Here is a 19,640-nt window from a genome sequence, read left to right as displayed (position 1 = left end):
GATTTTGTTATGATTGCATTATCGGTGTAATCATTTAAAATCGGGGAAATCAAAAAACAAAAATAATGTCAAGAGATCTAAGATATACAAGAAACATAGGTATTGCCGCTCACATTGATGCCGGTAAAACCACTACAACAGAGCGTATATTGTACTACTCGGGTGTGAGCCATAAAATTGGCGAGGTACACGAGGGTGCAGCTACGATGGACTGGATGGCGCAGGAGCAGGAACGTGGTATTACCATTACCTCTGCTGCTACAACCGTTGGTTGGAAATACAGAGGCCAAAACTACCATATCAACATTATTGATACTCCTGGGCACGTGGATTTCACCGTTGAGGTGAACCGTTCTTTACGTGTACTGGATGGTTTGGTGTTCTTATTTTCTGCTGTTGATGGTGTTGAGCCACAATCAGAAACTAACTGGCGCCTTGCAAACAACTATAACGTTGCCCGTATAGGTTTCGTTAACAAAATGGACCGTAGCGGTGCCGACTTTTTAAATGTTGTAAAACAAGTAAAAAGCATGTTGGGCAGCAACGCAGTACCATTGCAATTACCAATAGGTGCTGAAGAGCATTTTAAAGGTGTTGTAGATTTGATCAACTGGAAAGGTATTGTTTGGAATGAGCACGATAAAGGTATGACCTTTACTGAAGTGCCTATCCCTGAGGATATGATCGAGGAAGCTACGGAGTGGAGAGAGAAATTGCTTGAATCTGTTGCTGATTACGATGAGAGCCTGATGGAAAAATTCTTTGATGCACCAGAAACCATCACCGAACGCGAAGTGCTTGACGCTTTACGCAAAGCGGTTTTAGATGCTAAGATAGTTCCTATGGTTTGCGGTTCATCTTTCAAAAACAAGGGTGTACAAACCATGCTTGATTACGTGATGGAATTACTTCCTTCACCTATGGATGTGGAAGGTATCATTGGTACCCACCCGGATACTGGCGAAGAAATTTTGCGTAAACCATCAGAAAAAGAGCCGTTTGCAGCTTTAGCATTTAAAATTGCAACCGATCCTTTCGTAGGCCGTTTATGCTTTATCCGTGTTTACTCGGGTAACTTAGAAGCTGGTTCGTATGTGCACAACATGCGTTCTGATAATAAAGAGCGTATCTCCCGTATCTTCCAGATGCATGCTAACAAGCAAAACCCTATACCTAACGTAGGTGCCGGTGATATTGCAGCGGTAGTAGGCTTTAAGGATATTAAAACTGGGGATACCCTTTGCGATGAGAAATTCCCGATCATCCTTGAATCCATGAACTTCCCTGACCCGGTTATCGGTTTAGCTATTGAGCCTAAAACACAGGCCGATGTAGATAAATTAGGTATCGCATTAGGTAAATTATCTGAAGAAGATCCTACGTTCCACGTAAAATCTGACGAAGAAACCGGCCAAACCGTAATTAGCGGTATGGGTGAGCTTCACTTAGATATCATCATGGATCGTTTGAAACGTGAGTTTAAAGTAGAGGTGAACCAGGGCGCGCCACAGGTAGCTTACAAAGAAGCTATCACAGGTACCGTTCAGCACCGCGAAACATACAAGAAACAAACTGGTGGCCGTGGTAAATTTGCCGATATTCAAATTATTGTATCGCCAAACGAAGATGGTAAAGAAGGTTTAACATTTGTGAACGAAATTAGCGGTGGTTCTATCCCCCGCGAGTTTATCCCATCTGTAGAAAAAGGTTTTGCAGCTGCAATGGCAAACGGTGTATTAGCCGGTTTCCCGTTAACAGGCTTAAAAGTTCGTTTAATTGATGGTTCGTTCCACGCGGTCGATTCAGATGCGTTATCTTTCGAGATCGCTGCAAAATCGGCTTACCGCGAGGCATTGCCAAAATGTAAACCGGTATTGCTTGAGCCGATCATGAAAATTGAGATACTAACCCCTGAAGAAAACATGGGTGATGTTATCGGTGACATGAACCGTCGTCGTGGCCAGCTTTTGGGTATGGATTCACGTGCAGGTGCACAGGTAATTAAAGCTACTGTACCACTTTCAGAAATGTTTGGTTATGTAACCCAGTTACGTACTATCACGTCTGGCCGTGCAACTTCTACCATGGAATTTGACCACTATGCAGAAGCGCCACGTAACGTACAGGAAGAAGTAGTTGCCAAAATAAAAGGCAAAAAAGCTGCTGCTAACGCGTAATTAGAGATTAGTTGATTGGTGATTAGAGAATAATTACCAATCAACTTTTTAAAAGATAAACAACCGGCCAACTATAACTAATAGCTCTTATAGAAGGCCAATTTAAAATCGGTGAAATCAGGGTTAAATCTGTGAAATCCCAAAAAAACAAACAACATGAGCCAAAGAATCAGGATCAAATTAAAATCTTACGATTACAATCTGGTTGACAAGTCAGCTGAGAAGATCGTAAAAACAGTAAAACCTACGGGTGCTGTAGTTAGCGGCCCACTGCCGTTACCAACCGAAAAGAAAATTTTCACTGTGTTGCGTTCACCACACGTAAACAAAAAAGCACGTGAGCAATTCCAATTATGCTCTTACAAGCGTTTATTGGATATCTACAGTTCAAATTCAAAAACTGTAGACGCTTTAATGAAGCTTGAATTGCCAAGCGGAGTTGAAGTGGAGATCAAAGTGTAACTGTACCGGAAGATCTATACAAAAAGCCATTCTTGCAAAAGAGTGGCTTTTTTGTTATAAAAAATTGTGTTACAAATTGGAATGTTATATTTGAGGATAAATAACCTAAACGTGAAATTTAAAAACGCACTACTCCTTTTATCTGCAATTGCGCTCTTGCATACGGGCTGTAAAAAAGAATCTCCAAAAGTTGCCGATACCCCTATTGTTAAAGATCCGGTTACCCCTGTAACTCCGGTTGCTGATGTTATTCTGGACAGGCCAATTAATTTGAATATAACTAAAGGTGCTTTTGGCAATAAGGTAGTTATCTCTTGGACAAAGGTGCCGCTGGCTAAGAAATACCAGGTTTACAAATTTGATGACACAGAAAATCAATATAAATTATTGTTGGAAACGGCAGATACAATCGCTACAGATGTTGTAGCAACGCCTCTTGTAAAAGTGTTCTACAAAGTAAAAATATACAACAGCGCAACAGAATATAGTCTTTTTAGTGATATAAATTTCGGTTACTCTTCCGGCAAAAACTATAGCAAGTTTTTATCGTTTGGCTCTGAGGGGGCACATCCGGGACAATTTCTTTATCCTATGCACGTAGAGGTGGACACCCAAAGCAATATTTACGTAAGTGATGATAATAACACCAACGTGCAAAAATTTGACATTAGCGGCAAATACCTGCAATTATTCTACTCTGGCCCTTCGCGTGGTATTGGTTTTTTGAAAAACGGCAATAGCATTGTTGCTGGTTCGTCAGGTGATGGTTATGTATCCATGTTAGATATAAATGGAAAAGTGATTAGAAGATGGGGGACCTATGGCACGGGCGACACGGAGTTTCAAAATACTGAAGAAGTAACTATAGATAACAATGAGAATATTTATGTGGTAGACGGGCAAAATAATAATGTAAAGAAATATGACAAGGAGGGTAACTTTCTGCTCAAGTTCACGGCAGCCATACAAACAGACAGGCAGATAGATAAGGCTTATCCGTTTGGCATCACTTACTTCAATAATAAAATATTTGTTACCTCGCCCAGAAATGCCATCATAAGGATATATGATACACTCGGAAACTTCATAAAGTCGTGGGACGCTGGCACCGTTTGTTATTCAATAAAAGCAAAGGGGAAGAATTTATTTATTGCCGCACCGGGTTACGTATTAAAAACCGACGAAAACGGTGAAGTACGGGAAAAGATTGGTGAAGGAGATTTTCTAACATCTACGGTCACTGGCCTGGCAATTACTAATAATGATGAAGTAATAGCCAGTGATGTGTATGCCCATAAAATATTTATTTTTAAGCGCCTTTAATATATAGTATTACCCCCGGGTGCAGAACTTAAACAACTAATTCTGTTATGGATTATATTGACTGATGCTGTTATTCAATAGCTATATATTTGAAGCTTTTGCAGTATGTTTGGAGTATAATCAAAGTTATACCGATGCCTTTAAAAGCTCTTAAACAATTCATCGCCAAGTTATTCGCAGATATTACTACCATTCCGAAGTCGCTACAACAAAGCCATTTCCCGGAGTTAGATGGATTGCGCGGACTGGCTATACTACTATTGCTGATGGTCCACTTTGGTTTCAACTATTACCTGCGGCACTATGGAGTGAGTATTTCCAGCACCACAAGCGCGCATATATTTTTTGTGCTAAGCGGGTTTTTAATAACCACACTCTTACTAAAAGAGAAACTGCGGAACGGGCGGATCTCACTAAAATACTTTTACATCCGCCGGGCTTTGCGCATCCTGCCGGTTGCCTGGCTGTTTTTGATAGTGCTTATAGGGTTGAACCGTTTTTTGTACTTACACATCCCTGTGGCCGATTTTATAGCCTCTTTATTATTCTTTAAAAACTTCCCGATGCGTAATGAGCCTTACACGGCTCATTTCTGGTCGCTGGCGGTAGAGGAGCAGTTTTACTTCAGCTTCCCCATTTTGCTGGCTATCAATACACGGTGGTATACTATCCTATCGCTAAGCATAGTTATTTTGGTACCGCTGGCATGTATAATAGGTGGGCTTCAATTGGACTGGTTAAGCAACAACCCTGTTCTGCACTTTATTATCCGCTGTTGCAGGTATGCGTTTTGGAAAGGCCCCATCATTATACTTATCGGCTCGTTATTTTCCATTCTCATTTTTAAAGGGATCATCAAGCCCGAAAAGATAAAGGCTCATTACTTGTTAAGCACTATTTTAGTGATAGTAGCTATCGTTATCCACAGGCAAACATCCCTTTTTTATACGAAGTATGTATCTGAATATCTTTCAGCTCTATTGGTTGGCATTGCTATGGTGATCAGCATCAGCCATAAAGATTTCCTGTCGAAGTTATTAAGCACCGCTTTTTTAACTACGATGGGGGTACTCTCCTACAGTATTTACATTTGGCAGGAATTGTTTATCGGCGTTAAGGCTTTCCAACCCTGGATGCAGTATTTCACCCTGTTACCTATGTGGGGTGTTATCCTTGTAAAACTGGCATTTCTCGCTATCATTGTTAGCTTCTCCTTTATTTTCGAGGTGGAGTTTTTAAAGCTTAAGGACAAGTTTCATTACGCAAGAGAGGGCGCAAGCAAAAAAGCGGCACCAAAAAGCTGAAACGCTTCCTGCTGCCGCCCTAAATATTTCTGAATATTATTGTTGCTGAGGTGGGCCGGCCGGGTCCATCCACATATACTCCCATTGGTGCCCGTCAATATCCTCGAAACTGCCGCTATACATAAAGCCGTAATCAATTTTGTCTTTAGGTGTAGTGGCACCGGCTTCAACAGCTTTACTAATGATGGTGTCTACGGCATCACGGCCATCAGTAGACAGGCAGATGATAGATTCTACAACCTTAGAGGAATCTGCGATCTCCTTATCGCTGAATGTTTTAAAGAATGATTCTACCAGCAGCATTACAAAAATGGTATCGCTTACAATCATGCAGGTAGCTTGTTCGTTGGTAAATTGGGGGTTAAAAGTATAACCAAGTTTAGTAAAAAACTCAACCGATTTGTTAAGGTCCTTAACAGGTAAGTTCACGAAAATTTGAGTTGCCATAATTTTGTTTGTTTTGATATTCAAAGGTATGAGTATATAACACCTCCAGCAATGGGCAAAAACGACCTGTTAGTGGCGATTTTGCGACAAACGCAAAGTAGAAGGGGATTGAAAAAACCATCTACATAGATCCGTAGTAGTGCCGGCTTAAAAAATCCATCCAAACACCCTCCACCTCATCAACCAGTTCGGGCGCATGGAGATACCAGAAGCCCATGGCGACCAGGTTTGCATGGCAAGATTGCCTGTTTTTAAGATGTCCAACTTGAGGGTTTGCCAGAATACGAATAAAGGGATGTCCGAGTTTCCCTCCTTTTTTTTATCGCAGACTATATCGCTTTCTTTTGTACTTTTGACATCGGCCCCTATTTTTCTTTTTTTAAGTTTCGCAACTCAAATTAGGATTTCCCGGGCCTTTTTTGTATATTATTTATTCGGACCGTTGTGCCATATTTTGGAAGAATTTTATGTTAGCTGCGTTTCGGGATAAAAAAAACTTTAGTAAATACTCCCTTTATATAAATAGAATAAGGATAGCAACCTTGTTTCTTTGTTGCTTGGCGGCTGGTGTTTTCCTTATTTTAATTCATTCAATCCAAACTCAACCAAACCAAAGTGTAATTTACATTGATTGTTCAAAACGCCTGCCGCCCGCAAAGTCGATGATCGGTTTTTTGCATTCGTTAAGTTTGCAAAGCCCACCCTCAAAATATATTACCGAATTAAACCCGCGCTATTGGCGAATTGGCTCCCGCAATAAGTTTGTTTTAAATAAAATAAAGTCATTTGGGGCTGCTCCAATTTTCGTGTTAAGCGATGTTTTTGGATATTCACATGCAGATTCGGCTGCATCATGGGAATCGCCAAGTTTAGTTCCGGATAAATGGAATTACATGGTAAAAAGTGTGGCGGTGGAACACAATTCTGATGGCATAACATCAATTTATGACATATGGAACGAACCTAACCTTAAGGGATTTTGGCCTTCTTCTCAGCCAGACTTCTTCGCTACTTTTAAAAAAGGATATAATCAAATTCGGGCTGCACCTAATGGTAACGCGGCTAAAATTTCAGGGCCATCTATTTCTAAATTTGATATAGATTTTATCCAAAATTTCCTGGACTATTGTTTGGCAAACAACTTGAGATTGGACATCCTAAGCTGGCACGAATTTAGAAGTAACGAAGATATTCCAAAGGTTGCTGATGATATTTTGCTTGTTAAATCGCGATTTATTAATAACCCCAAGTACGCTGCATTGCAAATTAAAGCCATTCAAATAAACGAGATAATTCCCGAATCCGATCAGTTTTCGCCGGGTAATATATTAGCTTATTTTGATTATTTGGAACAGGGTGGGGCGGATGGGGCCTGTAAAGCTTGCTGGGTAGAGTCAAACGGGGAAAGCAATTGCTTTAATAACTCGCTGGATGGCTTGCTGGATGGAGATACTAAGCAACCCCGTGCGGCCTGGTGGGCCTATAGATACTATAACCTAAGTTTAGAAAACAGGCTTAATTACAAATCCAACAATAGTCATGTTATATGTTTTGCCAATTATCAGACCGATAACCTTCAAGTGTTATTAGGATATTATGGACATAGGGCAAAAAACGCATCGGTAACACAGGTTAAATTAAATTTAAGCAATATCAAATCGTTGGCTTTATTTGCCGGAAAAAGTTACGTAAACATCTCGGTGCTATCTATCCCCAATACTGGCGAAGATGCGATGGGTTCCCCTAAAATAACTTATCAAACAATTGCAAAAGTAGCCAACGGGCAAATCATTTTTTCGGTACCGGGGCTTTACCTAAGTGGTGCTTGCGTAGTTAATATTAAATAGGGTCTGCTGAAAAACTCAGATAGCCGAATATTTGCATTTTAGGGCATAGGGGGATTTTATAAGACGCGCTTTGAGCACTTATATCATTTCTAAACAGTAACGACGGAATTATAGCAATTGAAATTTACGCGCGTAAGGTATTAATATTCAAGTATTTGTAATTCATAACAGGGTGGTTTACCCTTTCCCCAGTAATTCATCCAGCCTATTGCGTTCGGTTTGTAGTTCGCGGGCAAGCTTTTTCTCTTTCTCGTTGGCTTTGGCCTTGTAGGTTTTGTAATCTTCTTCCAATTCGTTATAAAGTTTAATGCGGTAGCTGGCTTCGCGGCTGTGCGCGCCAGAGCGTGCTATCACGATCACGGCGATAGCGCCGAAACCGACAACCAATCCCCACATGATCCAGTTATAGGTGGCTTTGGTAAGCGGCATTCCCAGCAGGCTTACGCTATCCACCCTGGCGTTTGACGCCGAAAGGGTTTCTTCTTTAGCCTTAATATCCGCCATCAGCGAATCTGTAGTTTTTGTTTGTATGGACAGTTTCGAGCTGGCCTCATTTAATTTGCGGCGGGTAGCGCTCAGCGTGTCCGAAACATTCTTCCATAAGGCCGAGACCAACGGTCGTTGATAGTTATATACTTTGGTAAGCAGGTATTGGTATTGGCCGTTAAGGCTCTTGTCATTCAGCAAGGCGGGGTTCTCGGGCACGTATTGCTGTACAGGCTTCACTACCGCGGCTCCTGTGGTAGCCGGCGTTTGCGTTGCCGGTAAGTTAGGCGCTTTAACTACCGGTTTGGCTGCGTAGGGATTGTATTTAACAGGCGGTTTTACCGTTGCCGGTTTAGTGCTAACAGGTTTAAGCGCTGCCGGTTTGGCCTTCGCTGTAGAATCCTGCGCGTAGATGGTTCCCGCGCTACTTATTAAAAGCAGGGTCAAAATAATCGCGGTCGATTTAAGGAGCTTTATCATATAACTTTGCATATCGGGGGAAAAAACAAGTTTCTGTTTTAGCGGCATTTTACTTTAAACGGTAAAATGTAACCTAAAGTTCGTAAAATTAATTTTAAGGTATTATTTATCTGGGGCGGGCCTGTTTTGCCTGATAGGTAAATTTCACTTCTTAAAAATATAAAAAAGATGCAATTTTTTGGTAATTGTGTGTAATTAGCAAAAGCCTATATTAGGCCTTTTATTTACAACATGCATATAGGTTTTATTGGTTTGGGCGATATGGGGCGTTTATACGCTAAAGCTTTTGCGAAAGCAGGCTACACCGTTTGCGGCTGCGACCTGCCCGCCAACCGCGAAAAGTTAGAACAGGAACTGGATCCCTTAGGAATAAAACTAATGGACGATGGCAAGGACGTATCGCGCGTAAGCGACCTCATCATCTATTCGGTAGAGGCCGATAAGCTGGAGCAGGTGGTTGCCCAATGTGGCCCGTCTACAAAATATGGCGCTATTGTGGCCGGGCAAACTTCTGTAAAGCACCCGGAGATTGCCGTTTTTGAAAAGTACCTGCCAGCCGATGCGCAGATCATTACCTTTCATGCTATGCACGGGCCGGGCTTTCAGCCAAAAGGGCAAAAGCTGATCCTGATACCACACCGGTATGAAGGCGACTCGTACCAAAGGATGCTGGACCTTTTTACTGCGGTTGAAACGGACATCGTAGAAATTGCCGACTTCCACGAACACGATAAAATTGTGGCCGATACGCAAGCCGTAACCCACGTAGGTTTCGAAAGTATGGGCACCGCCTGGAAGGCCGCCGGTTTTTTTCCCTGGGAGAATGCATCCTATACGGGAGGGATAGATAATGTGAAGATCTTAACCACCCTGCGCATTTTTAGTTATAAGGCACACGTGTATGCCGGGCTGGCTATTTTAAACCCCTATGCCAGGCTACAGGTGAAACAGTATGCCAATTCCGAATCGGAACTATTTAAGCTGATGATCAAAGAGGAGGAGGGGGCGTTTCGCGAACGGCTGTACAAGGCGCGCGATTTTGTTTTCCACGAGAGCCGCAAGCCCATTATGTTTAATGATAAGGTGATGCAGGAGTTTTCGCTGGCTAAGGATGCCGGGCACCAAAAGCCAAACTCGCACCTTAGTATATTAAGTATGGTTGATGCCTGGTACCACCTGGGTGTAAACCCTTATGATAACCTCATTTGTCAAACGCCCCCTTTCCGCTTAAGGCTGGGCATTGCCGAGTATTTGTTTAAGAACGAAGAGCTGCTGGAGGAATCGATAAAAACCGCGCTGTACGATAAAACGATCCGGGGCGATGATCTGGAGTTTCATTCCGCGGTGCGGGAGTGGAGCGCCATAATTGGTTACGGTGATATGGAAGGCTACAAAAAGCATTTTAACGAAGTGCAGGCGTTTTTCCAGGGCAGGCTGGAAGAAGGCAATAAGCAAAGCGCGGAGTTGATACGGCGGCTGATGGAGTAGTTAGTGCTTAAACCTGTTATAAACCGCATTGTGTATTTGCTGCAATTTAGTCCGCTTTTTACGGATGCGGTTGCGATGCGTTTGTTTGATATCCAATATGGGCTTTTGCACTAAGGGGAAAGGCAACAAATAATCTGTACCCAGCACCGAGCCACCTTTTGATAGCCAAAAATCATCGTACAGGCTAAAAAAATAGTCATAATCCTCACGACCGGGGATGTATGATAACTGGTTTTCGGCAGCTACTGCTATACATTTATCTATACCGTGCGCCGAGCCAAAGGCTTTTAATACCTTTAATAGTGTAGTAACGGGATGGATGCTGTTTACATGCGTAATTTTGCTGGTGCCTTCTTCAGAGTGTTTCTTTTGCATACAGGAGATATAAAAAACGCTCAGATCATCCAGCCCGAAAAGGTAGCCGGGTGCTGTCATAAATGATATCCTGGCGTATTCGGTGCCATTTACATTAAAAGTTAACGCACAAGGCCCCTCGTAGATATAGGCAGGGCTATGCACCAACAAGATGTTGAGTGGGTCGCTGCTGTTCTGTTCTGCATAAAATTCTATTCCTTCATTAAATAAAGCGCTAAGTTGCTCCGCAGAAAAAACGGCTTGCAGGAAGGCGTAGTGGTGGGTGGATATCTCCAGCTTTTGGCGGGTACTCAACGAGCGCGATAAAAAAACAGAAAGGTAGCTTAGTATAGTCCCGCGTTTTACTAACCCGGCCCCCCTCAACGGGCGAAACATGTTAAACAGCTTTGCGAATAGTTTAATATTTGTAGCTGTGTTTCCGGTTAAAAAAAGATGATGAAGCAACGTTAGCCCAATTCTTATTCTCCAGCTTATCCTCATCTTTTCTCCTCACAGTGCCGAACGGGGAATATACAAACCATGTTGGTGTTTTGGGTGCCTAATATAGTTAATCCTTCATCCTTACCACGTACACTTCCTTTTTATCAGGCATCAAAAACTTAGCGTTGTTATCGGCATTGTAAAAGGGCTCGGCAATTTTTACCTGGTCCGACTGGAAGGAGCTTCCTATAATATCCTTTGCTTCATTAAGCGTATAAAGCTTATCCTTTATATTAAATATAAAACCATAGTTGGATGCAAGCAAGTCTTTCATTTTCACCTTGCCTTTTTCTACCGAAAAATTAATGGGGATAGCATATTGCACCCTAACCGGCCTGCTGTTTTGTATCCCGGGCATCCAGGGTTTTGAGTCCTGTAACACCTTCACCGCTTCTGCTTCGCAGCCTGCGCCTATGCAGTTAACAGGAGTAGCGCTGCTGATCCTGCCATCGCGTTCTACAATAAAAGTCATCATCAGGCGGCCATCTATACCTATTAAACGGGCAACATCCGGGTATTTAAGGTTGCGGCTAATATAGTCGCCAAACGCTTTCGAGCCTCCCGGGTATTGAGGCGCTTGTTCTATCGCGGTGAAAACCTGCTTGTCTTTTGGCAATTCTGTTACCGTTGGAGGCGTTTTTTTAGTGGTATCCGGAGCCACCTGCGCGGCGGAGAATTTTGCAACAATTAAAAGGGCAAATAGGGGGTAAAGGTGTTTCATACGGTGAAGATAAAAACTTCCGTAACTTTTTCAATATCGCGCCGAAATTTGGGCGGATGGTTTTTGAGGGCGCGACCGAAGTTTTGCGCGCTAACAACTTTGGCGATGCTTAAAATAAGGCCAAATGTGATTGAAAATGAGAAGAATTAAGGTGTTGATATATCCATTCCAACATCTTTTTGGCAAGTACAAATAATTATTTAAAAATAACTTGTTAAGTATTTGACAATTAATACAAAATTCCTATCTTTGCCGTCCCTTAAGGGGGAAATAATATGCCTTGAACGAAGCCCTACTGCTTCGATGGGCACAAATAAAATAAAGAAAATGTCAGGAATAATTGGTAAAAAAGTAGGAATGACCAGCATTTTCGATGAAACAGGGAAAAACATTCCCTGCACTGTAATCGAAGCTGGCCCTTGCGTAGTAACTCAGGTCAGGTCTGTGGATACAGACGGATACGCTGCTGTTCAGTTAGCGTATGGCGAAAAGAAGGAAAAAAACACTTCCGGACCCCTAAAAGGCCATTTTGAAAAAGCCGGCACTACTCCTAAGCGTAAGCTTGTAGAATTCAAAACTTTCACGGACGAAAAAAATCTTGGTGACACCGTTACCGTAGATATTTTTGCTGCCGGTGATTTTGTTGATGTAGTTGGTACTTCAAAAGGTAAAGGGTTTCAGGGTGTGGTAAAACGTCACGGTTTTAGCGGTGTGGGTATGCAAACTCACGGTCAGCACAATCGTTTACGTGCACCAGGTTCATTAGGAGCTTCTTCTTGGCCTTCACGTGTATTTAAAGGTATGCGTATGGCTGGTCAAATGGGTAACGTTCGTGTTAAAGTACAAAACCTTCAAGTGGTTAAAGTATTTAGCGAGCAAAACCTAATCGTAGTTAAGGGTTCCATCCCAGGAGCTAAGGGTTCATTCGTAATATTGGATAAATAAGATGGAAATCAACGTATTAAATCTATCAGGTAAAGAAACAGGAGCCAAGGTGCAACTGCCTGAGTCCGTATTCGGTGTAGAGCCCAACGATCATGCTATTTACTTAGATGTAAAGCAGTTCTTAGCTAACCAGCGCCAGGGTACGCACAAATCAAAACAACGTAATGAAATTGCAGGTAGTACCCGCAAATTACATAAACAAAAAGGTACAGGCGGCGCCCGTGCAGGTAGCATCAAATCTCCATTGTTTAATGGTGGTGGTCGTGTTTTCGGTCCGCAGCCGCGTGATTATAGCTTTAAGCTGAACAAAAAGCTTAAATCATTAGCACGTGTATCAGCTTTATCATACAAAGCAAAGGATAATAACATTTTGGTATTGGAAGATTTCAGCTTTGATACTATCAAAACCAAAACATATATCCAAATGGAAGCTGACCTGAACGTAACTAACGACAAAACGTTATTAGTACTTGCAGGTGCAGAAAACAACAACGTTTATTTATCAAGCAGAAACCTGAAGAAAACTAAGGTAATTTCAGTTGAGCAGCTTAACACTTATGATGTGTTAAACGCTGGTAAACTAATCCTTACTACAGGCGCTGTTAAAACTTTGGAGGAAGCATTAGCTAAGTAATTATGGAAATTTTAAAGAAACCCTTACTTACTGAAAAGATAACTCAATTAACTGAGAAGCTTAATCGCTATGCTTTCAAGGTTGATCCACGAGCCAACAAAATTCAGATCAAAGGCGCTATTGAGGCTATGTATGGTGTTAACATTACAGCAGTTAACACAATGAAATACATGGGCAAGCTTAAAAGCCGCAATACAAAGGCAGGTGCCGTAACAGGCCGCGCTGCTGCTTATAAAAAGGCCATCATTACGCTGAAGGATGGTGAAACAATAGATTTTTACAGCAATATATAATACGAAAATGGCAGTAAAGAGATTTAAACCGGTTACGCCGGGTACCCGCTTCAGGATTGATGTATCTAACTCAGATATTACAACAAACGTTCCTGAAAAGTCGTTGGTTGTATCAGCCAACACAAGGTCGGGTGGTCGTAACCACAGCGGTAAAATGACTATGCGCTACCTGGGTGGTGGCCATAAACAAGCATACAGATTAATTGATTTCAAACGTAACAAGTTTGACATTCCTGCAAAAGTTGCAACTATTGAGTACGATCCAAACAGATCTGCACGTATAGCGCTGTTACATTTTGTTGATGGTGAAAAACGATACATGATAGCTCCGGAAGGCTTAACAGTTGGAACGGTAGTTGTATCTGGCGGAGGTGCTGCACCAGAGGTTGGTAATACCATGCCTTTGAAAAACATCCCGTTAGGTTCTATCATCCACAATATTGAGTTAAACCCTGGCCAGGGTGGTATTATTGCCCGCAGCGCCGGTACTTACGCTCAGTTATCAGCACGTGATGGTAAATATGCCATCATCAAATTGCCTTCTGGCGAAACCCGTATGATACTGTCAACTTGTTTGGCAACTATCGGTACCGTTTCAAACGGCGAGAAAGCAAACGCAGTGTTAGGTAAAGCTGGCCGCAAACGTTGGTTAGGTCGTCGCCCAAGAGTTCGTGGTGTTGCCATGAACCCGGTAGATCACCCTATGGGTGGTGGTGAAGGTCGCTCTTCGGGTGGTCATCCACGTTCACGTAAAGGTTTGTTAGCTAAAGGTTACAAAACTCGTGACAAGAAAAAAGGGTCAGATCGTTATATCATTGAAAGAAGGAAGAAATAATAATGGCACGTTCAATTAAAAAAGGACCTTACATAGATCATAACCTGGAAAGAAAAGTTCTGACCTTGAATGATGCAAGTAAAAAATCAGTTGTAAAAACATGGTCGCGCCGTAGCATGATCTCTCCTGATTTCGTTGGTCATACATTCGCAGTACACAACGGTAATAAATTTATCCCTGTGTACGTAACAGAAAACATGGTTGGTCACAAGTTGGGCGAATTTGCTCCAACCCGCACATTCCGCGGTCACGCAGAAAAGAAAAAATAACAGGCAATGGAAGCAACAACAAAAATTAAAAGGTCTGTACAGATCAGGCAACAAAAAGAAGCTGCGAAACTCGTTGTGGGTGGCTCTTCGGTTGCTAAGTTACAGAACTGCCCAACTTCACCCCGCAAAATGCGTTTGGTGGTTGACCTGATCCGCGGTGTAAACGTTGAGAAGGCGTTATACATTTTAAAATTCACTAATAAAGAAGCTGCAATACGTGTAGAGAAACTTTTGTTATCAGCCATCAAAAACTGGGAAGCAAAAAACGAAGGCAAACGTGTTGAAGATAGCAACTTAATAGTAAAAGAGGTATCAGTAGGTGGTGGCCGTCAGTTAAAAAGGTTACGCCCGGCTCCGCAGGGAAGGGGTTTCCGTATACGCAAACGCTCTAACCATGTAACACTGATTGTGGATAGTAAAAACGATAACAACTAATTTGAAATGGGACAAAAAGCACATCCAATAGGTAACAGGTTAGGGATCATCCGCGGTTGGGATTCTAATTGGTTCGGTGGAAATCACTATGCCGACAAATTAGTTGAAGACGAAAAGATCCGCAAATACTTATCAGCTCGTATCAATAAAGGTGGTGTATCTAAAGTTGTTATAGAACGTACTTTAAAACGCATCACTGTAACCATCCACACTGCCCGTCCGGGTATTGTAATTGGTAAAGGCGGCGCTGAGGTTGATAAGATCAAAGAAGAATTAAAAAAATTAACCAAAAAAGATGTTCAGATCAACATCTTCGAAATAAAACGCCCTGAGCTTGATGCCCAGTTAGTTGCCGAAGGTATTGCTAAACAACTTGAAGCACGTATATCGTTCCGTCGTGCCATGAAAACTACAATAGCTTCTACCATGAGAATGGGTGCTGAAGGTATTAAAGTGATGACAAGCGGCCGTTTAGGCGGTGCTGAGATGGCTCGTACAGAACAATACAAAGAAGGAAGAATTCCTTTGCATACTTTCCGTGCCGATATCGATTACGCTTTAGCAGAAGCATTAACTACCTATGGTAAAATAGGTGTTAAGGTTTGGATCTGTAAAGGTGAAGTTTACGGCAAACGCGATCTGTCTCCAAACATTGGTGGCACAAGCAGTGCAAGCGGTAAAGGTGGCCGCCCAGAAGGTTCAGCCGGTTTCGGTGGACGTGATGGTGCAAGAGGTGGAGAACGTGGTGGCGAACGCCGTGGCGATCGTAAACCGGGCCCAGGTGGTGACCGCAGAGGCGGACCAGGCGCTGGTAACAGCCGCCCGGGTGGCCCAGGTGGTAACCGTCCAGGTGGACAAGGTGGCGGTGGCGGTAACCGCCCAGGTGGCCCAAGGAGATAATAATAATTAGAAAGAACAGAAATATCCGTGAGGATATAAAAGCTTAATAAAATGCTACAGCCAAAAAGAACGAAGTTCAGAAAGATGCAAAAAGGCAGGATGAAAGGGTTAGCCAGTCGTGGCACCGAGCTTTCATTCGGATCTTTCGGTATAAAATCACTCGAAGCAGCCTGGATTACCAGCCGCCAGATCGAGGCTGCACGTATTGCTGTAACACGTTTCATGAAACGTGAAGGCCAGGTGTGGATCAGGATATTTCCTGACAAGCCTGTAACCAAAAAACCAGCAGAGGTACGTATGGGTAAAGGTAAAGGTGCACCCGAATATTGGGTTGCAGTTGTACGCCCGGGCAGGATGATATTTGAAGCAGAAGGTGTGCCTTTAGAGGTTGCCAAGGAGGCCCTGCGCCTTGCTGCACAAAAATTACCGGTGCAAACCAGATTTGTAACACGTAGAGATTACGTAGAGGCATAAACTCGGAGTTGAAAGGTTGTAAGGTTGAATGTTGTAAAGTTGGATTGACTTTTCAACCCAAAAAGAAACATTACAACGTTAAAACATTCCAACATTACAACAAACAATAAAGAAAATGAAGAACTCAGAATTAATAGAGCTGTCGGCTGAAGAATTAGCAGCAAAGCTCAGCGAGGAAAAAGGTCAATTGACTAAATTGAAATTCGCTCACGCGGTTTCGGCTATTGAAAATCCAACCCGTATCACTAAAGTGCGCAAGGAAATTGCTCGTTTAAATACTGAAATAACAAAGCGTAAAGCGGCGTCAGCTTCTAATTAATTTTTAAGCGTCGGAAAACAATGGAAAGAAATTTAAGAAAAACACGTACCGGCCTGGTAGTAAGCAATAAGATGGAAAAATCTATTGTAGTTGCTGTAGAGCGGAAGGTGAAGCACCCCATCTATGGTAAGTTCGTAAAGAAAACTACCAAATTTATGGCTCACGATGAGACAAACACCTGTGGTGTTGGCGATACCGTATTGATTATGGAAACACGCCCGCTGAGCAAAAACAAAAACTGGAGATTAGTTCAAATTTTAGAGAGGGCTAAATAACATGGTACAGCAGGAATCAAGATTAAATGTAGCCGATAACAGCGGAGCTAAAGAAGTTTTAGTGATACGCGTATTGGGCGGTACAGGCAAAAGATATGCTTCTATCGGTGATAAGATCGTAGTAACCGTAAAAAGCGCTATCCCATCAGGTAACGTTAAAAAAGGTACTGTATCTAAAGCCGTAGTGGTAAGAACCAAGAAAGAGATACGCAGGAAAGATGGTTCGTACATCCGCTTTGATGATAACGCAGCTGTGTTATTAAACAACCAGGATGAGCCAAGGGGCACACGTATATTCGGCCCTGTTGCAAGGGAACTACGTGAAAAACAATTTATGAAAATTGTATCATTAGCACCGGAGGTATTATAATATGGAAAAGAAAATCACAAAACCAGCTAAGTTAAAGATCCGTAAGGGCGATTTAGTGAAGGTTATAGCCGGTGACTCAAAAGGTTCACAAGGTAAAATTGTTGAAGTAATAATTGAAAAAAACAGGGCTATTGTAGAAGGTGCCAACATGGTATCTAAACACACTAAGCCTAATGCAGCCAACCCTAATGGCGGGATAGTAAAGCAGGAAGCTGCTATACACATCTCAAACCTGGCGCTGGTTGAACCAAAAACCGGAAAAACTACCCGTGTTGGCCGTAAATTAAACGATGCCGGCAAATTGGTTAGGGTTTCAAAAAAATCAGGGGAGGAAATTAAATAATGACTTACGTACCAAGGTTAAAAACTAAATATAAGGACGATGTTCGCGTTGCACTGAAGGATAAATTTCAGTACAAGAGCGTAATGCAGGTACCTAAATTGCTTAAAATAGCAATTAACCAGGGCGTTGGCGGTGCTACTACCGATAAGAAATTGATCGAGAACACCATCACCGAGTTAACTACCATTACCGGCCAGCAAGCAGTATCTTCAAAATCTAAAAAAGATATCTCAAACTTTAAATTGCGTAAAAACATGCCAATTGGCGTACGTGTTACCCTGCGCGATAATACAATGTATGAGTTTTTAGATCGTTTGATCTCTGTAGCTTTGCCACGTATCCGTGATTTCAAGGGTATCAACGATAAAGGTTTTGACGGCCGCGGTAACTATACGTTAGGTATTACCGAGCAGATCATCTTCCCGGAGATAAACATCGATAAGATCAACAAAATACAAGGTATGGATATTACCTTTGTAACCTCTGCTACCAACGATGTTGAAGCATTAGAGTTACTTAAGCAATTTGGTTTACCATTTAAAAATCAAACACCAGTTAACAATGGCTAAAGAAGGCGTAAAAGCACGCGAAGTAAAACGTGCCAAATTAGTAGCAAAATATGCTGAAAAAAGAGCTGCATTAAAAGCAGCTGGTGATTTTCAGGGTTTAGATAAACTACCTAAAGCATCATCACCGGTAAAATTGCACAATCGTTGCAAGCTAACCGGCCGTCCACGCGGTTACATGCGTCAGTTCGGTATATCACGTGTTACATTCCGTGATATGGCACTGGCCGGTAAAATTCCGGGTGTTAAAAAAGCAAGCTGGTAAGCAAAGATACTTAGAGCTACAGGAAAATTCAAAACATAGTAAATATGTTTTGAATTTTTTGTAATTTCGCGGCTCTAAATTTTTAGAATTTAACCGATAGAAGGTCGCCCGGGATGTTACCGGAAGGAAACCACTATCATAAACAACAATAATGAATACAGATCCAATCGCAGATTATCTTACAAGAGTAAGGAATGCTATTAAAGCCAACCACCGGGTTGTTGAAATTCCTGCATCAAATCTGAAAAAGGAAATCACTAAAGTGCTTTTCGAAAAAGGTTACATTGCTAATTACAAGTTTGAGGAAAACGGACCACAAGGCAGCATCAAAGTTGCTTTAAAGTACCACCCTATAACTAAGATCCCTGCTATCCGCAGCATTTCTCGTATTAGTAAACCAGGTTTGAGGAAATACGCTGGTATGGACACCATGCCGCGTGTGTTAAATGGTTTAGGTATCGCTATCCTGTCGACTTCTAAAGGTGTAATGACCGATAAAGAAGCTCGCACGCAGAATGTAGGTGGCGAAGTTTTATGCTACGTTTATTAATAGGAGGAAATTAAGCAATGTCAAGAATAGGAAAAGCACCTATAGCAATCACAGCCGGCGTTACTATTACAGTATCTGCAGATAATGTAGTTACCGTAAAAGGCCCCAAAGGCGAATTGCAACAGGCCGTAGATAGAGATATCATTATAGAGCAGGAAGAAGGCCAGTTACTGGTTAAACGCCCGTCTGACCAGAAACGCCACAAAGCGTTACACGGTTTGTACCGCTCGTTAATAAACAACATGGTTGTTGGTGTAACAGAAGGCTACACAATTCGCCAGGAATTGGTAGGTGTAGGTTACCGCGCAACAAACACAGGTAATACTTTAGATTTAGTGTTGGGTTATTCTCACCATTATGTATTTGAGTTACCACAGGAAATTAAAGTTACAACCACTGCTGATAAGGGTAAAAACCCAACCATCATCCTGGAATCTAACGATAAACAATTGATTGGCCAGGTAGCAGCGAAGATCCGCTCGTTACGTACGCCAGAGCCTTACAAAGGTAAAGGTATCAAGTTTGTTGGCGAAGTATTGAGAAGAAAAGCAGGTAAATCAGCATCTAAAAAATAAGC

26 protein-coding genes are annotated in these 19,640 nt (G+C 42.2%); 22 read left to right on the top strand and 4 right to left on the bottom strand.

What is annotated here, in order from left to right; all coding sequences use genetic code 11:
* The first annotated feature begins 65 nt into the window (after positions 1-65).
* The 4 genes from fusA to EPL05_RS03745 all read left to right on the top strand — a co-directional run bounded on the left by fusA (position 66) and on the right by EPL05_RS03745 (position 5,266).
* Positions 66-2,177: an elongation factor G gene (fusA, locus tag EPL05_RS03760; RefSeq protein ID WP_128532249.1), complete on the top strand. Its 2,112-nt coding sequence runs from the start codon at positions 66-68 to the stop codon at positions 2,175-2,177.
* Positions 2,178-2,333: 156 nt separating this feature from the next.
* Positions 2,334-2,639, top strand: coding sequence for a 30S ribosomal protein S10 (gene rpsJ, locus EPL05_RS03755; protein ID WP_022830652.1), 306 nt, complete (start codon positions 2,334-2,336; stop codon positions 2,637-2,639).
* 111 nt (positions 2,640-2,750) lie between these two features.
* Positions 2,751-3,962: an NHL repeat-containing protein gene (locus EPL05_RS03750; RefSeq protein WP_128532247.1), complete on the top strand. Its 1,212-nt coding sequence runs from the start codon at positions 2,751-2,753 to the stop codon at positions 3,960-3,962.
* Between the two features lie 134 nt (positions 3,963-4,096).
* The gene (locus EPL05_RS03745) at positions 4,097-5,266 is read left to right on the top strand and encodes an acyltransferase family protein (RefSeq protein WP_128532245.1); all 1,170 of its coding nucleotides are present in this window, start codon (positions 4,097-4,099) and stop codon (positions 5,264-5,266) included.
* A gap of 36 nt (positions 5,267-5,302) precedes the next feature.
* On the opposite strand, the gene EPL05_RS03740 is transcribed toward EPL05_RS03745, so the two are convergent.
* Positions 5,303-5,713: a VOC family protein gene (locus tag EPL05_RS03740; RefSeq protein ID WP_128532243.1), complete on the bottom strand. Its 411-nt coding sequence runs from the start codon at positions 5,711-5,713 to the stop codon at positions 5,303-5,305.
* A 467-nt stretch (positions 5,714-6,180) separates the two neighbouring features.
* On the opposite strand from EPL05_RS03740, the gene EPL05_RS03735 reads away from it, so the two are divergent.
* Complete coding sequence (locus EPL05_RS03735) at positions 6,181-7,560, top strand: GH39 family glycosyl hydrolase (protein WP_128532241.1); 1,380 nt, start codon at positions 6,181-6,183, stop codon at positions 7,558-7,560.
* A gap of 177 nt (positions 7,561-7,737) precedes the next feature.
* Here EPL05_RS03735 and EPL05_RS03730 read toward each other — a convergent pair whose 3' ends face one another.
* Entirely contained in the window at positions 7,738-8,526 is a 789-nt protein-coding gene (locus EPL05_RS03730) for a hypothetical protein (protein WP_128532239.1), read from the bottom strand.
* A gap of 231 nt (positions 8,527-8,757) precedes the next feature.
* Between EPL05_RS03730 and EPL05_RS03725 the strand changes: the two genes are divergently transcribed.
* The gene (locus tag EPL05_RS03725) at positions 8,758-10,014 is read left to right on the top strand and encodes a prephenate dehydrogenase (protein ID WP_128532237.1); all 1,257 of its coding nucleotides are present in this window, start codon (positions 8,758-8,760) and stop codon (positions 10,012-10,014) included.
* Here EPL05_RS03725 and EPL05_RS03720 read toward each other — a convergent pair whose 3' ends face one another.
* The gene (locus tag EPL05_RS03720) at positions 10,015-10,764 is read right to left on the bottom strand and encodes a DUF535 family protein (protein ID WP_166727620.1); all 750 of its coding nucleotides are present in this window, start codon (positions 10,762-10,764) and stop codon (positions 10,015-10,017) included. It abuts the gene before it with no gap.
* A 172-nt stretch (positions 10,765-10,936) separates the two neighbouring features.
* Complete coding sequence (locus EPL05_RS03715; protein ID WP_128532234.1) at positions 10,937-11,590, bottom strand: energy transducer TonB; 654 nt, start codon at positions 11,588-11,590, stop codon at positions 10,937-10,939.
* A gap of 327 nt (positions 11,591-11,917) precedes the next feature.
* Here EPL05_RS03715 and rplC point away from each other — a divergent pair, with 327 nt between their 5' ends.
* The 16 genes from rplC (at position 11,918) to rplF (ending at position 19,638) form a co-directional block, all read left to right on the top strand.
* Positions 11,918-12,535, top strand: coding sequence for a 50S ribosomal protein L3 (gene rplC / locus EPL05_RS03710; RefSeq protein ID WP_128533048.1), 618 nt, complete (start codon positions 11,918-11,920; stop codon positions 12,533-12,535).
* A 1-nt stretch (position 12,536) separates the two neighbouring features.
* Positions 12,537-13,169: a 50S ribosomal protein L4 gene (gene rplD, locus EPL05_RS03705; RefSeq protein WP_128532232.1), complete on the top strand. Its 633-nt coding sequence runs from the start codon at positions 12,537-12,539 to the stop codon at positions 13,167-13,169.
* Between the two features lie 2 nt (positions 13,170-13,171).
* Entirely contained in the window at positions 13,172-13,462 is a 291-nt protein-coding gene (gene rplW, locus EPL05_RS03700; protein ID WP_128532230.1) for a 50S ribosomal protein L23, read from the top strand.
* 7 nt (positions 13,463-13,469) lie between these two features.
* Positions 13,470-14,297, top strand: a complete 828-nt coding sequence (gene rplB / locus EPL05_RS03695) for a 50S ribosomal protein L2 (RefSeq protein ID WP_128532228.1) — start codon at positions 13,470-13,472, stop codon at positions 14,295-14,297.
* Positions 14,298-14,299: 2 nt separating this feature from the next.
* Positions 14,300-14,566, top strand: coding sequence for a 30S ribosomal protein S19 (gene rpsS, locus EPL05_RS03690; RefSeq protein ID WP_067059750.1), 267 nt, complete (start codon positions 14,300-14,302; stop codon positions 14,564-14,566).
* A 6-nt stretch (positions 14,567-14,572) separates the two neighbouring features.
* A complete protein-coding gene (gene rplV / locus EPL05_RS03685; RefSeq protein WP_128532226.1) occupies positions 14,573-15,001 on the top strand; it encodes a 50S ribosomal protein L22 in 429 nt (142 codons plus the stop codon).
* Between the two features lie 6 nt (positions 15,002-15,007).
* On the top strand, positions 15,008-15,901 hold the full coding sequence (rpsC, locus tag EPL05_RS03680; protein ID WP_128532224.1) for a 30S ribosomal protein S3: 894 nt from the start codon (positions 15,008-15,010) through the stop codon (positions 15,899-15,901).
* A gap of 51 nt (positions 15,902-15,952) precedes the next feature.
* Positions 15,953-16,375, top strand: coding sequence for a 50S ribosomal protein L16 (gene rplP, locus EPL05_RS03675; protein WP_121245915.1), 423 nt, complete (start codon positions 15,953-15,955; stop codon positions 16,373-16,375).
* 115 nt (positions 16,376-16,490) lie between these two features.
* Positions 16,491-16,694 (top strand): 50S ribosomal protein L29, encoded by a 204-nt coding sequence (rpmC, locus tag EPL05_RS03670; protein WP_128532222.1) that lies wholly within the window; start codon positions 16,491-16,493, stop codon positions 16,692-16,694.
* Positions 16,695-16,714: 20 nt separating this feature from the next.
* On the top strand, positions 16,715-16,969 hold the full coding sequence (rpsQ, locus tag EPL05_RS03665) for a 30S ribosomal protein S17 (protein WP_067059745.1): 255 nt from the start codon (positions 16,715-16,717) through the stop codon (positions 16,967-16,969).
* A 1-nt stretch (position 16,970) separates the two neighbouring features.
* Positions 16,971-17,339, top strand: a complete 369-nt coding sequence (gene rplN, locus EPL05_RS03660; RefSeq protein WP_067059744.1) for a 50S ribosomal protein L14 — start codon at positions 16,971-16,973, stop codon at positions 17,337-17,339.
* 1 nt (position 17,340) lies between these two features.
* On the top strand, positions 17,341-17,682 hold the full coding sequence (rplX, locus tag EPL05_RS03655) for a 50S ribosomal protein L24 (protein WP_128532221.1): 342 nt from the start codon (positions 17,341-17,343) through the stop codon (positions 17,680-17,682).
* The gene (rplE, locus tag EPL05_RS03650) at positions 17,682-18,251 is read left to right on the top strand and encodes a 50S ribosomal protein L5 (protein WP_128532219.1); all 570 of its coding nucleotides are present in this window, start codon (positions 17,682-17,684) and stop codon (positions 18,249-18,251) included. Before rplX ends, rplE begins: the two co-directional genes overlap by 1 nt.
* Positions 18,244-18,513 carry a 30S ribosomal protein S14 gene (rpsN, locus tag EPL05_RS03645; RefSeq protein ID WP_128532217.1) on the top strand — a complete coding sequence of 90 codons (270 nt, stop codon included), beginning with the start codon at positions 18,244-18,246 and terminating at the stop codon, positions 18,511-18,513. The genes rplE and rpsN overlap by 8 nt, the downstream gene beginning before the upstream one ends.
* A gap of 151 nt (positions 18,514-18,664) precedes the next feature.
* Complete coding sequence (gene rpsH / locus EPL05_RS03640) at positions 18,665-19,063, top strand: 30S ribosomal protein S8 (protein WP_128532214.1); 399 nt, start codon at positions 18,665-18,667, stop codon at positions 19,061-19,063.
* A 17-nt stretch (positions 19,064-19,080) separates the two neighbouring features.
* Positions 19,081-19,638, top strand: coding sequence for a 50S ribosomal protein L6 (gene rplF, locus EPL05_RS03635; protein ID WP_128532212.1), 558 nt, complete (start codon positions 19,081-19,083; stop codon positions 19,636-19,638).
* Positions 19,639-19,640: the final 2 nt, after the last annotated feature.

Origin of the sequence: Mucilaginibacter gilvus (genome assembly GCF_004054195.1) — a bacterium.
In the GTDB taxonomy this organism is placed as follows: Bacteria; Bacteroidota; Bacteroidia; order Sphingobacteriales; family Sphingobacteriaceae; genus Mucilaginibacter; species Mucilaginibacter gilvus.
This window is presented reverse-complemented; position numbering and strand designations above follow the sequence as displayed.

Coding starts and splice junctions, on each gene's coding strand:
- fusA (WP_128532249.1), top strand. CDS start 66: ATGTCAAGAGATCTAAGATATACAAGAAACATAGGTATTGCCGCTCAC.
- rpsJ (WP_022830652.1), top strand. CDS start 2,334: ATGAGCCAAAGAATCAGGATCAAATTAAAATCTTACGATTACAATCTG.
- EPL05_RS03745 (WP_128532245.1), top strand. CDS start 4,097: ATGCCTTTAAAAGCTCTTAAACAATTCATCGCCAAGTTATTCGCAGAT.
- EPL05_RS03740 (WP_128532243.1), bottom strand. CDS start 5,713: ATGGCAACTCAAATTTTCGTGAACTTACCTGTTAAGGACCTTAACAAA.
- EPL05_RS03735 (WP_128532241.1), top strand. CDS start 6,181: ATGTTAGCTGCGTTTCGGGATAAAAAAAACTTTAGTAAATACTCCCTT.
- EPL05_RS03730 (WP_128532239.1), bottom strand. CDS start 8,526: ATGATAAAGCTCCTTAAATCGACCGCGATTATTTTGACCCTGCTTTTA.
- EPL05_RS03725 (WP_128532237.1), top strand. CDS start 8,758: ATGCATATAGGTTTTATTGGTTTGGGCGATATGGGGCGTTTATACGCT.
- EPL05_RS03720 (WP_166727620.1), bottom strand. CDS start 10,764: ATGTTTCGCCCGTTGAGGGGGGCCGGGTTAGTAAAACGCGGGACTATA.
- EPL05_RS03715 (WP_128532234.1), bottom strand. CDS start 11,590: ATGAAACACCTTTACCCCCTATTTGCCCTTTTAATTGTTGCAAAATTC.
- rplC (WP_128533048.1), top strand. CDS start 11,918: ATGTCAGGAATAATTGGTAAAAAAGTAGGAATGACCAGCATTTTCGAT.
- rplD (WP_128532232.1), top strand. CDS start 12,537: ATGGAAATCAACGTATTAAATCTATCAGGTAAAGAAACAGGAGCCAAG.
- rplW (WP_128532230.1), top strand. CDS start 13,172: ATGGAAATTTTAAAGAAACCCTTACTTACTGAAAAGATAACTCAATTA.
- rplB (WP_128532228.1), top strand. CDS start 13,470: ATGGCAGTAAAGAGATTTAAACCGGTTACGCCGGGTACCCGCTTCAGG.
- rpsS (WP_067059750.1), top strand. CDS start 14,300: ATGGCACGTTCAATTAAAAAAGGACCTTACATAGATCATAACCTGGAA.
- rplV (WP_128532226.1), top strand. CDS start 14,573: ATGGAAGCAACAACAAAAATTAAAAGGTCTGTACAGATCAGGCAACAA.
- rpsC (WP_128532224.1), top strand. CDS start 15,008: ATGGGACAAAAAGCACATCCAATAGGTAACAGGTTAGGGATCATCCGC.
- rplP (WP_121245915.1), top strand. CDS start 15,953: ATGCTACAGCCAAAAAGAACGAAGTTCAGAAAGATGCAAAAAGGCAGG.
- rpmC (WP_128532222.1), top strand. CDS start 16,491: ATGAAGAACTCAGAATTAATAGAGCTGTCGGCTGAAGAATTAGCAGCA.
- rpsQ (WP_067059745.1), top strand. CDS start 16,715: ATGGAAAGAAATTTAAGAAAAACACGTACCGGCCTGGTAGTAAGCAAT.
- rplN (WP_067059744.1), top strand. CDS start 16,971: ATGGTACAGCAGGAATCAAGATTAAATGTAGCCGATAACAGCGGAGCT.
- rplX (WP_128532221.1), top strand. CDS start 17,341: ATGGAAAAGAAAATCACAAAACCAGCTAAGTTAAAGATCCGTAAGGGC.
- rplE (WP_128532219.1), top strand. CDS start 17,682: ATGACTTACGTACCAAGGTTAAAAACTAAATATAAGGACGATGTTCGC.
- rpsN (WP_128532217.1), top strand. CDS start 18,244: ATGGCTAAAGAAGGCGTAAAAGCACGCGAAGTAAAACGTGCCAAATTA.
- rpsH (WP_128532214.1), top strand. CDS start 18,665: ATGAATACAGATCCAATCGCAGATTATCTTACAAGAGTAAGGAATGCT.
- rplF (WP_128532212.1), top strand. CDS start 19,081: ATGTCAAGAATAGGAAAAGCACCTATAGCAATCACAGCCGGCGTTACT.